Source organism: Tenericutes bacterium MZ-XQ (assembly GCA_002838205.1).
Classification (GTDB): Bacteria; Bacillota_I; Bacilli_A; order Acholeplasmatales; family Acholeplasmataceae; genus Mariniplasma.
Map to the genome: position 1 here is coordinate 1806168 of CP017950.1, position 12544 is coordinate 1818711.

The following is a 12544-nucleotide window of genomic DNA, read 5'->3' on the forward strand; positions in this document are numbered from 1 at the left end:
AGAGAAATTATGGGATAATTAGCATGTTAAAAGTCTAATCTATTTATTAGATGTTGTATCACTGGTATATCTGCTTGAGCAAAATCATAATTTGTCATTTCTAAAAGCGTTAACCATTTACTATCAATATGTTCACTAATGTTTAAAGATCCAGAAACAACTTCACACTCATAGCAATGCATGGTTAGTATAAATGAGTTATATTCATGCTTTACTGTTAAAATAAAATCATTAACTTTGATATCTGTGTTTAGTTCTTCTTTTATCTCCCTGATCAAAGCTTCTTGATGTGATTCACCCAGTTCTATTTTTCCACCCGGAAATTCCCATTTTTTTGCCAACTCCCCCTTATCAGCTCTTTGAGCACAAAATATCTTATCCTCTTTTCTAATGATTGCTGCCACAACTTCTATACTTTTTTTCATATTTCAACCTCTGTAAGTTTAATGTATAGTCCCTCTGGAATAATCTGATCAAGTTTAAACAAAAACCTAATTGGTTTGTTTCTCTCAAAACTAATTACATTCATTTTTCCCAAATAAGTTAATTCATTACTATACCCTTTATTTATACTTTCATTACTAGCAAACTTTCTAACCAATAAATGAATATTTATATTTCTTTTTTGATGATTGATCAAATCCTTACCAACTGAGCTAACTTGACTAGTTGAGTTGGGTGATTCCCATTGAAATAGTGATCTACTCACGAAATGGTCAGCATAATTTATGCTTTCTTTAACCGCAATTTTATTTAAATTCACAAAAACAAAAAAGTTTTTATCTATTTTGATTAAACCGCTCATGATCATCCCTTGGAAACTCTTATTAAAACGAGCTAAATGAGGGATATCGATTTTATTATAGCTATAATATGGTTTTAAAAATGGATATCCATAATTATGATAACCAAAATCATCCATATATCTTAGTAATCCATAATCAATTGTATGTTCCACAAAATCTTTATAAACACTATCATTTAGTTTCTTCATTAAAGACTCCGCTAAAGAAATATTATCATCCTGGATAGTTATAGGTTTACCATATTTACTTTTTTCTGTAGATGAAAAATACTGATGATTTAAATAATTTAGCGCATGATTAAAATCTTCTATACTAGGTGATTCAATATATTTCCATAGAGATTTAAATATATCTTTTCTGACCATTGATTTCTGATCTAATAATACTCTTAAGATTGCAAACTCATATACTCTTTTTATAGGTAATTGAGAATCAAAAAATTTAATAAATTCATGTTTCTCATTATCACCAACTATATTAATAAGATTGTCGTCATCTTCAATATCGGCTACGAATTTTAAATAAGATCCTTTTTTCTTGATCATTCTTACCGGATCGATACCCTCTAATCCAAACTGTGTGATCATAGGATACTCATAAAGTCTATCTTCATCATAAGGCATATTTATTTTAACTTCTTGATATGCTTCCTTCAAGTACTTAATCTCATTAAAATTAACTGATTCTAATTGTGACAAAATTCTTTGCTTTGATATTTCATCAAGTCTAATAAATGTATCGCCTGGTATGTCAAAAAAGTCCTTTTTTGTCATGAGCATCAAGTCTTCTTTATCATATGACTTATCCCCAGATAAAGCAATAGGAAGTAAAAATGTCTTGTTATGATTACCAATAAAGTCCAATACAGTCAAATATTCTTTATTTAAATAATGTCTAAGCCCTCTACCTAATTGTTGTGTAAATATAATGGGTGATTCTGTTGGTCTTAACATCAAAACTAAATTTAAACTAGGTATATCAATACCTTCGTTAAATATGTCTATAGTAAATATATAAGAAAGTGTATCATCATCATTTTCTAATCTTTCAATAGCTATATCTCGTTCTTGATTGTCATTTTCACCAGTTAGGTAAACTGCTGAATAACCTCTTCTATTAAACTCTTCAGCCATATATTTTGCGTGTTTTATGTTTACACAAAATCCTAATGCTTTTCTTTTTTTACCTTTTACAACATGATCTTCAATATTCTCTATGATCATGTCAACTCTTGCCTTAATATTTAATTTTTCTGCTAATTTATCTATGTCTGATAAATTTACATCACTTAAATCTGTTACTATATCGTTAATCCCAAAGTAATGAAAAGGAACAACAAGGTTATGATGCAAGGCTTCTCTTAATCTAATCTCAACAGCAATGTTGTGATCATATAATTTAAATATATTAAGTGCATCTGTTCTTTCAGGGGTTGCAGTCATTCCTAATAGAAACTTAGGTTTAAAGTGATTGATTATTTTTTGATATGTGCTTGCAGCAGATCGATGTGCTTCGTCAATAATAATATAATCAAATGCTTTTTGATTATAATTATTTAAAACTTCAGTTTTACTCATCATAGTATTTGTAGCAAAAATATAGTCTTGTTCATAATCCTTGGTGTTTCCAGTTAATAAACCCATTTTTTTATTAGGATGTATGAGTTTAAAAGCTTTGATTGCTTCTTTAAGAATTTTTTCTCTATGAACTACAAACAATACTCTCAATGGGTTTATTTGAAGAGCATCAAATGCTGCTAAAAATGTTTTTCCCGTTCCCGTGGCTGCAATCACAAGAGCTTTCGATTCTCCCTGTTTTCTAAGCTCGTGTAATCGACGTAAAGCTTGCTCTTGCATATAATTAGGCCTTGGTAACGATTTTTGGTCAATAGTAAGTTTTTGCTTTAGTTCATTTTTATCGATATCAATAAAATCAGATAGATCACTCAAAAACATGTGCGCTTCAGATTGATTCATAAATGCAAGAATTTGATTATACAATTCTTTATCATAAGAATCATATTTAGTATAATATTCTTGTTTATACTCGTCTATATAATTGGGTGTCAACTCTATAGATTCACTCCATAAATAATCAAATTCTTCTTTTATGATATCAAATAAGTTATCTGCTTTTGTAACAACAGATAAATTCCATTCTTGATTTGATTTTAATGCACTTTGGCTTAAATTAGACGATCCGATATAAATTTTAATGCTATCTCCCATATCAAATATATATCCCTTAGTATGAAATCCATTATGATGTGACGCACTGCCTGTTTGATATATTTTTGTTTCTATATTATTATATTGCAAGAGAGTTTCAAGAGCTTCTGGATCAGTTCCATTCATGTAATTTGTAGTAATAATTTTCCCGTATTTGTTACTATTATTGAAAATTTTTAACTCTTCTGATAGGATGCTTATTGCAGAATTATGTACAAAAGCAACTGAAAAATAAAACTGATTACAGTTTGAAAGTGAATCTTTCAGTTCATGATAAAACGATCTGGTAGGTTTGTTTGTTATTAAATTTAATTCAAAGTTTGCTCTTTGCATATATCCACCTATACAATCTAATGAAAACATTATAAAGCAATTATAACACGAAGAAGCTTTTTATAAAAAGTCCGTTATATTTGTTAAAGTTTTTATAAAAACTCATCATGTATTCATAATCAAATACAGAAATTTAGTTTAACTTATCAATCTCTTTAGCAATCTTTTTAATACTAAACTGATTAATCTTATTAATAACTGTCTGTAAATGCGTATATAGAACAACTCTCGTAGCTTCTGTGATTTTATCCGCTTCTTTTTTGATGCTTTCAGCTGATTTTACAATCTCTTCCACCTTAGTTCTAATATACTCAATTGATCGATCTAAAATCTCACTTTTCATCTGTTCAAACTCTTCCAATATATCTTGAGAGTCTTTAAACTGTTCTTTCTCAAAATTATAATCCTTAATGATATCTTTATATTTTAAACCTAAAGCTGTCACTATATTTAAAAACACGATAAAATATTGCGGTCTAACCATATACATCTTATCATACCCAAATACTTTTCTTATCGGAGCATCATTTGTTGATTCCCATTCTAATTCGCTAATTAGTAATGCATATTCACAATTCTTCTTAACTCTATCTTTATCTAATTTTTCATAATGATCTGCATTCTTCTTTTTATTTGTTGACACAATGTTTTCGCTTTTAATTTCACAAGCAACTGATGTCAACAAATCAATATCTTTCTTCTCTTCTGTTGCGTATACTTTAAAGATGTAATCAGCTTTAGTGCCTTTGCTTTCACCAAGGGTTTTAATCGCTTCGTTATCTTTTTCCCATGTGCATGTTTCAAATCCATTTAAAGCGTGATTTTGGAACTCTTGATCGACCCATGTCTCTAACTCTTCACCCATCTTCTTAATATTCATCATAGTTTTCTCTAGTGTTAATCTTTGGATGAGTTGTTCTTTTTCCTTAAGAGTCTGTTCAAGTTCTTTTTCTTTTTCAAGCACTGCTTCACGCTTCTTAGATTCAGACACGTCTTCTAAAGCTTTCTTTTCTAATTTGATTCTTTCAATCTCACCACTTAGCTTATTGATTTGAACTTTTAAAACATTCTCTTTTTGAAGAATCGCTAAATCCATTTCTGATTTGAGCTCTTTTTGTAATCTTGATTTTTCATCATTTGATTTATCAAGTTTGTTTTTGAGGTCATTGATTTCTTTAGTATACATAATTTCTAACTCTTTTTTTACTAAAGCCTCTTTGTTGTTTAATTTTTCTTCAAGCTTAGAAATCATGATATCTTTTTCGCTTGATACCTTTTGAATATCACTTTGTTTTTCAATCTCAAATCGTTCTTTAATCGCTTTTAGTCTTCTTTCATATTCTTGATCTAAGTTTTGATCAATCTTCTTTTGAAGGATTGACATATCAATTTGATCAAGATCATACAAATCAATAATGTCTCCTTTTTTTGCGTCCACATTGAGTTGTAATTCATTTTTGCTTAATACAATTACTTCTTTAATATTTGCCATATTTCCTCCCATAATTTTTTTTAACTAATAATGCACGACTAACATAGATATATCCATCGATCTCATTACTTTATATGAACACCTACAGTTCGCCTAAACTTTTACTCTTTAACATCTTTACTTGTTCTATATGTTTATTTTTAGTATCCTCATCCATCAATGTCTTATCCAGCAACAATCCTAAATATTTTTCAATATCAGACGGTGTAATCGTATCCTTAAAAAATCTTTCTGCTCTTTTTAAATGTTTGATAGAATCTGATAATTCTAATACCATAGTTTCTCTTTGAACATTAATTTTTTTCAATTTACTTCCGTTAGAAAAAACAACCATAGGAATAATCGATTCTTCATGGACACCTAGATATTTTTCTAAAGCTTTTGTGTGTGCATAATTTTGTCTAATAGGATTATAAAACTTATGCTTCGTTCTTAAGTTTAATACTTGAGTCCAATGTGTATCTTTTTCAGAACCATAAATATATCCTGCATAATTTTTCATTTCAAAAACATAAATACCTTTTGTAGAAATAGCTAATACATCAATTTCTGTTGTATCTGTGTTTTTTCCTTCTAAATATATATTAGTCAAGACATACTCTTTCTTAAAAATTCTTATGACTTTTCTATATAAAACAAACTCACCATAATTGCCTTTATTGAAATAGGTTCTTAAGAAAATATTCCCGGATTTCTTTTTGTACCCAGATGTATAGAAAGTTATTAGGTCATAAGTGAACAAAATAAACCTATATATAAAGTAAACTAAAAAAGCGATAAGTTCTGAAATAAGAATTATCAATTGTTCTAAAGGACTTTTACTTCTTCTTCTAGACATGTTCCCCTCCATAGTATAAATCACTTTTATTATAGCACTATATTGTTTCAAAAAGGCTTCAATATTAGTAATACCCTCATTTGGATTAGATATTCTCTTAGTTAATACTATAATAGATTGTTTAAGATACTATTACATGATAAGGTGTCATCAAAAACATTGTGTTCTAATAGTGAAACATATCAACATAGTCTGTGTAACTTAATAAGTGATTGTGATGAAACCTCATACACAAAAAAGAAATAACATAATTTTGGGTAATATGTTGAATTAGAATCCTTTTTCAAACATTATGCGCATATATCAATTATTATGTTATAATGTTTCTAAATAAATGAAATGAAGGGGGAATTAAAATGCTTAAAAAATTTTATTGTCTGTCAATTATCTTATCAGTGATGTTTTTTCTTTCTGCTTGTAGCCAATCATTAAAGATTAATCAAGATGTGATCAATCACAACATCAATCATGCGTACATAAAACCTGATCACAATGAAATATCTATTAATCGTGTTGCCTTTGCAGATACAAAATATAATCTCTTACATAACTTTACTTACGAGTATCCATCAGAAGGATTACTTCATCTACGAAATTTAGAACATGAAGAGGCAATCTATTCTATATTCGAACAAAAATTCTTAATTGAGTTTGACGATCACAACATCCAAGTCGAAACAGATCTGGCAAACGGCGCTTATATCTATGTCTATTATAAGAATCAAACTGAAGCTGTATTCGACATCAACGGTACTCAGATAGTTCCTACAGATGATTATCATATCTTAGATATAGAAGGTAGTTTATCTAATGTTAAAGGTGTTTATGATCAAGTTATTGGCTATACTCACTATGAAACCATAACAATTCTGAAAAAAAGTGATGTTCAAGATGGAATCCTTACCCCATCAACATCTAAATATCAAATAGACTTTCAAACAGGCGAAAGAACTCTAGTTGAAGATGAAAGCGAAAACAGCTATAATGTTGGAGATCAATTAGGCCTAGAAACATTTGGAACAACCTCTTTAAAACAAATCGGTTTAGATGGATACACAATGACAAGCATTAGTGGTGTTTACCACGTTTACAACAAAGATCAAAATTTGATTGCTAAGTTTGATCATCTTAATCCATATAATGTTACATTATTCGGCATGTTTGATGGTGTCATTTTATATCAAACACTTACTCAAGTTCCTGAAACAGAAGAAAACTACACATACATAAATGATAATCAAAAATATACATTAAACACATATGCGATTGATATTCTAACTGGTTCTATCCATGAGATAGACTTCAATTACGTACTAGCAAGTATATATCCTTTTAAAGATAAAGAAGGTATTTCCACATATGCAAGCGTTGCAGTCTATCCAATCGATTCAAAACTTCTTAAAGAAGAAATGCCTGAATACTATATCATTAACGGGCAAGGAAAAATTGTAGAAACATATAATTTAATGATCAATAAACAAATCACAAGACTTGATGAATCTACTTTATATAAACCATCTAATCATACCTTCTATGATAACGACCTTAATCCAATGTTTCAAGTATCTTCAGATGCACTGATTGATACACAAGAAAAACTCATCATTACAAAACATAATAATCATTATGGTGTCGTTAGTTACCAAGGTGATGTCCTTATTCCTTTTGAATATATATCAATTGATCCAAACTTCTTTAATGGCTATACACTTGCTTATAACTCTATGAATCAACGAGTCATTATTGGTATTGATGGATCAGTAGCATACATAACTCCATCTACTACAGTGCAAGTTCCAGGATTATATATACCATCTACATCCGGTAACTTCTATAGATTTTATGACTATCAGATGAATGAACTGATTGGTTTTGATAGTGTTGCTTATCAAATTGATAGACACCGTATCAATCATCCGTCATTTGAAGGTTATGTACTTGACTTTAAAAAATATGATGGTTATGATTATTTCATCATCGAGTATGTGTGAAACGTCTTAGAGATGCAAATGCATCTCTTTTTTTATTGCACTAGGTTTATGAGTTTGCTATAATAATTTCATAGGAGAAAAAGCTTATGAAATTTCATTTATGGTCATTTTTACATTATTTCATGATGATATCCCCATTTATCATCGCATACATCTTAAATATCACAACAAAAAATAAATCAGAATCATATAAACAAAACATAGGAATCATCTTATCCGTAGTAGCAGTCTTGCTTCTAGTCTTAAGAAACATAGAAATCTTTGTGGTTGGTGGTTATGCATTCAACATGGAACTTGTCCCACTTCAAATCTGTCATTTCGCAAACTTCGTTTTACTCTTTGCGTATATCAAGAGAAACGATACTTTATTTGGACTCGCATTCCTATTTAACCTTCCACTGGCTTACCTATCTTTAGTATTTGCTGATGGACTTGAAAACTATTCAACCATCATCAACTTTAGAGGTCAAGCATACATCTGGGGACATATGCTCATTGTCATCATTACACTATACGCATATCTAACAGGTTTTGTGAAAGTTGATTTAAAAAGATATATCTCTGTTGCTAAACTTGTTACATTCTTATATATCTTAAGTGTTTTTGTAAACAATATCTTTAGACTATATCTAAATGCGCCATCAAATTATTTTTACACAGAACACCCAGAAAAAGGAACACCCTTAGAGTTTTTCTTTTCACTAGGAAAAGTATCAACAATCGGTAGTTTTGAAGTTAATATCATATATATGATTTCATTACTCTTATTTGGTTACTTTGTCATCTTTATATTTTACATCTTATGTTTTGAACTACCTTATTATCTCAAACATAAAGAACTTAGACTCATTAAGAAGAACACATAAAAAGAACAATGCCACAGATTTTGGCATTGTTCTTTTTTTTGTAATTAAAATTAAGTTGATTTCATACAGATCCTAGACTCAAATAAAATCAATCCTAAAGATACAAACTTATTTTCCTTCTGCTTTTTTTAAGTCTAAGGTAATCCATGTTCCATAAGGTTTAAATCCTTTATCCAAATACATCTTAGCTGCAATCGGATTATCATAATATAGGATTAGCTCTTTTCCTTTTATGGTTATGTAATCATAAATGATTCTATCAATTAACTTTCTAGCATATCCTTTATTTCTATAATCATTTTTTGTAGCTACACCATTAATGACTGCGTGCTGCTTGGTTTCTGATAATGCGCTTGCTGTTGAACATAACTGATTATGATCAAATAATCCATATGTTTGTCCTGCTTCATGAATAACTTTCTTCTCACTTATAAACTCATCTACTGTTAAAGATTTAACATTAAATTCATGGATATCTACAAGCATGTGATAAAGATCTTTAATCTCTTGTTCACTTTCTAAAACTTTAATGTCTAAACTTGTAAACTCATGATCAACTTTATGATCATCAGAAAGTACCGCTAACATATACTCCGTTTCTTTATCAAAATTTAAATTTTTCATCAGTCGACTGATAGAATCTCTACTTCCAGATATAGAAGCCAACTGCTTGCTCAAAATGAGATCGATCATATCTCTATCAACCTCATCTGTTTGACTACTGTAAAATGCATAGCGATCAAAAATCATGCATACACTTTTTACTTCATCTTGATGAAAAACGCCATACAAAGACAAATAAGGGTGATCTACTCCCAATGTTTCAATATCACTAATGATATAACAATTATAGATCGGGTCTTTATATAAAAACTTAAGTACATCATTTAAATGTTGATTTTCTATTCTTTTTAGCATCATTAACTCCTTATATATCTATTTTTTATTCATTATTATACATTGAATTTTTGTTTTAAGATATATCAAAATCGTAATTTTATATACATTTGTATCACCAAGCAAATGTCGCAAACTCTTAACTCAAAAAACATAAAGACATGTAAGCGTGTAATAAATGATAAGACACATTTATCTGATGAAAAAAATTTGATAATGCATAATCTTAATATGGATAGTCTTTATATTTTTTTGCTTTCTCAAGATCTTGATCCCAACTTGCTTTACTATCATAAAAAATATGACCACTAGGTTTAATCTCAACTTCTGAATCTAGACTCCCTGCTGGAACTACTAGTAAATTCCCATCCATTTGGATATTGGGTAAAGCAGAGCCGCAAATCTCACAAAAGCTTTTGATATGTCCTTCGTTAAGGTGATTATATGTTCTTACCTTATCTTGCCCATTTAGCCACTTCAATTTTGCTTTAGAAGAAAATAGGTTTGCAGCATGTGCAGACCCTGTATCTTTTCGACATTTTTCACAATGGCATAAATAAAAGTGCTCAAAATCACCCTCAACTTCAAACTTGACATGTCCACAAAGACATGATCCTAAATATTTCATTGATGATTACCCCCTTTATATATCTATCATATCGCAAAAGTTAAATTAAAACAAAAAACAAGGCACTATGATTACATAGTGACTTGTGTAAAAGTTCTAATAAAAGTTAATGCTAATGATTAAAATTATTTTTTGCCTGCAGGTTTAACTGGTTGTGCTGGTTTTTGAGCTGGTTTTGTAAAACTTGGTTTAGCTTGAACTTTTGGAGCTGGTTTTTGGTTAGCCATATATTTTTCACCTACCTTTCTTATATCATTTCAGACATAACCAAATGGTGTGGTAGGCGATAGAATTTCAATCATTTTTATGTGATTTAATTGGATGTCTAGCACCACTTTTTACTCGTGAATGAGAAGTTCTTAAACTTCACCTTAATCATACGCTTAATACAGTTAAAAAGCAATCATTTTTCATCCGATTTATAGCAAACTTTAAGCGTGATTAATCACGCTTAAAATTGCTTATTTATTTTCTTGTTTTTTAGTGTAAACCATCTCTGCAAACTGTCCATATTGATTCACTTCTTTTAAATCAAATCGCTTTACTGCTTCTTTTTGTGTGAATAATGGTATACCATCACCAAGCAACACTGGTGCAATCTGCACGATCATTACATCAATCAAATTCTGATCCAATAATGGTGCTAAGATAGTGTTCCCACCAACAATCCAAACATGCTTGTTTTTATCTATATTTTTAACGAACTCTACAACATCATGATCAACAAATTTAAAGCCCTCATATCTTAACGATTTATCATGTGTAAAAACATAGTTAATAGTCGTTGGATAAAACACTTTTGGCTCTCCCATTTTCACCACTTCATTAAATGTTTTCTTACCCATGATGACAATATCCATTTGTTTATAAAAATCATCATAACTCGTTTCATCCGAACTTCCTGATTGATGTAGCCAATCAAGATTATGATGCTTATCTGCGAGATAACCATCAAGTGTCATGCATCCATAAAAATAAATACTCATCTGACACCTCCTACTACTCTAATACTATCATACTTTCTTAATGATATATGATTTGATACTAATATCTTGATTGTTTACAATCATAGTAAACTTTAAATCTTCATAAAACCCGACCAAGTACATAGAAGACTTTAAAAACAGTGAAGCCTTCAAGTATAGATTTTTAATATGTTATGAACTTTTTTTATATGTTAACATTATAAAAACACTACCGTATAAAAACGATATAGTAGTGTTGCTTATGTTTTTATATTGTTTTTTTACATCGGCCATCAAATGGAGGGCAGTCTTAAAAATTTTACTCCATTAACATGATGTTTACACTATCATCTAAAGCATCTTTAAATAGTGATTGGATGATTTCCTTAAATTTTTGCTGACTTACATAGCTATTTACTACACCCATCGACAATTCTAAATTTTCTCTTTGAGGGTTAGTCTTTAAAAGCATAACTGCTCTTTCTGTTAACAAACTTAAATCAACCATCATCTGGTCACGATAAGAAAAAATCATCGGTAAGTAATCACAGATTTCATATAAAAATTCATCAAAGTCATTTTCTAATTGCTCAATAAAAACGATTAACTGCTCATATCCGCTTGATCCTATTTTTAAAAAGACAACATCAAGAAGTTCATCTTGATAAGTAAAGATAAAACGTGTTCTAAGTTCTATATGCATACTAGAATCAAACTTAAAAATATCTGCTTTAGCATCTAAAAATTTATCGTAAAGTTTATGTAAATCTGTTAGTGTTTGATTATAATCATATGTATCAAGTTGATAAGTCATTTCGATATAAATCAACTCACCAGTACCAAATTCATCGTTCATATGAACATCAAAATCATATCCTTCAATCTCATAGTCTCTAGATGAGTTTTTTTCCAAATCTTCAAAATAGTTTGCAATCACTGTGTTTTGTTTTCTTTGACTACAACCACCATTTAAACACTGAATGAGTTTTTCCTCACTCGATGTCCTTTGACATCCATGCATACATAAGACTAAACAAAAAATTAACGCGCTATAAATGAACTTCTTCATGATACTCCCCATTGAACTCAGATTATATTTTAATATTTGCTTATATTATATCACCGTAGTTTATCTTTTATATCCGATGAAATGATTTCAAATGCAAAATAAACAACCTCTTTGGCATGAGTTACTACAAAAAAACAGTGACTAAAAACAGTCATGTTTATCAAAAATTATTGCATTTTTTTGTTTTTTATATTCACAAAAATAATACGAAAGTTATATACATATAAATATGTATATAAAAAAAGAGATTTTTAACAGAAAAAACCTTAATTTTTGAAATCCGAAAAAAAATTTATTTTAAAAGTGTTGACTTTTTTCAAATTTATAGTATTATTTTAGTGACACACTCATAGAAATATGGGGTCGTCTGAACTATTAGGGTCTAAAGGATATTATCCAATGACAGCCAGGGTACCTGGTTATCATTGGAT

Annotated in this window: 10 protein-coding genes and 1 other annotated feature; of the genes, 2 read left to right on the forward strand and 8 right to left on the reverse strand. The window is 29.4% G+C overall.

Annotated features, from left to right (window positions below; genetic code table 11):
* Positions 1 to 26: 26 nt before the first annotated feature.
* The 4 genes from BK011_08985 to BK011_09000 form a co-directional block, all read right to left on the reverse strand.
* Entirely contained in the window at positions 27 to 425 is a 399-nt protein-coding gene (locus BK011_08985; GenBank protein AUD65812.1) for a DNA mismatch repair protein MutT, read from the reverse strand.
* Positions 422 to 3367 carry a hypothetical protein gene (locus BK011_08990; protein ID AUD65813.1) on the reverse strand — a complete coding sequence of 982 codons (2946 nt, stop codon included), beginning with the start codon at positions 3365 to 3367 and terminating at the stop codon, positions 422 to 424. The genes BK011_08985 and BK011_08990 overlap by 4 nt, the downstream gene beginning before the upstream one ends.
* Before the next feature lie 133 nt (positions 3368 to 3500).
* The gene (locus BK011_08995) at positions 3501 to 4859 is read right to left on the reverse strand and encodes a hypothetical protein (protein AUD65814.1); all 1359 of its coding nucleotides are present in this window, start codon (positions 4857 to 4859) and stop codon (positions 3501 to 3503) included.
* An 82-nt stretch (positions 4860 to 4941) separates the two neighbouring features.
* Positions 4942 to 5697, reverse strand: coding sequence for a hypothetical protein (locus BK011_09000; GenBank protein ID AUD65815.1), 756 nt, complete (start codon positions 5695 to 5697; stop codon positions 4942 to 4944).
* A gap of 356 nt (positions 5698 to 6053) precedes the next feature.
* Between BK011_09000 and BK011_09005 the strand changes: the two genes are divergently transcribed.
* Positions 6054 to 7688, forward strand: a complete 1635-nt coding sequence (locus BK011_09005) for a hypothetical protein (GenBank protein ID AUD65816.1) — start codon at positions 6054 to 6056, stop codon at positions 7686 to 7688.
* A gap of 86 nt (positions 7689 to 7774) precedes the next feature.
* Positions 7775 to 8554: a hypothetical protein gene (locus BK011_09010; GenBank protein AUD65817.1), complete on the forward strand. Its 780-nt coding sequence runs from the start codon at positions 7775 to 7777 to the stop codon at positions 8552 to 8554.
* A gap of 108 nt (positions 8555 to 8662) precedes the next feature.
* Here the strand turns inward: BK011_09010 and BK011_09015 are convergent, their stop codons facing one another.
* The 4 genes from BK011_09015 to BK011_09030 all read right to left on the reverse strand — a co-directional run bounded on the left by BK011_09015 (position 8663) and on the right by BK011_09030 (position 12113).
* Positions 8663 to 9472 carry a hypothetical protein gene (locus tag BK011_09015; protein AUD65818.1) on the reverse strand — a complete coding sequence of 270 codons (810 nt, stop codon included), beginning with the start codon at positions 9470 to 9472 and terminating at the stop codon, positions 8663 to 8665.
* 205 nt (positions 9473 to 9677) lie between these two features.
* A complete protein-coding gene (locus tag BK011_09020; protein ID AUD65819.1) occupies positions 9678 to 10079 on the reverse strand; it encodes an aldehyde-activating protein in 402 nt (133 codons plus the stop codon).
* Between the two features lie 461 nt (positions 10080 to 10540).
* On the reverse strand, positions 10541 to 11065 hold the full coding sequence (locus BK011_09025) for a diacylglycerol kinase (protein ID AUD65820.1): 525 nt from the start codon (positions 11063 to 11065) through the stop codon (positions 10541 to 10543).
* Positions 11066 to 11363: 298 nt separating this feature from the next.
* Positions 11364 to 12113 carry a hypothetical protein gene (locus BK011_09030; protein AUD65821.1) on the reverse strand — a complete coding sequence of 250 codons (750 nt, stop codon included), beginning with the start codon at positions 12111 to 12113 and terminating at the stop codon, positions 11364 to 11366.
* A 330-nt stretch (positions 12114 to 12443) separates the two neighbouring features.
* Positions 12444 to 12532, forward strand: a binding site (cyclic di-GMP riboswitch class I).
* Positions 12533 to 12544: the final 12 nt, after the last annotated feature.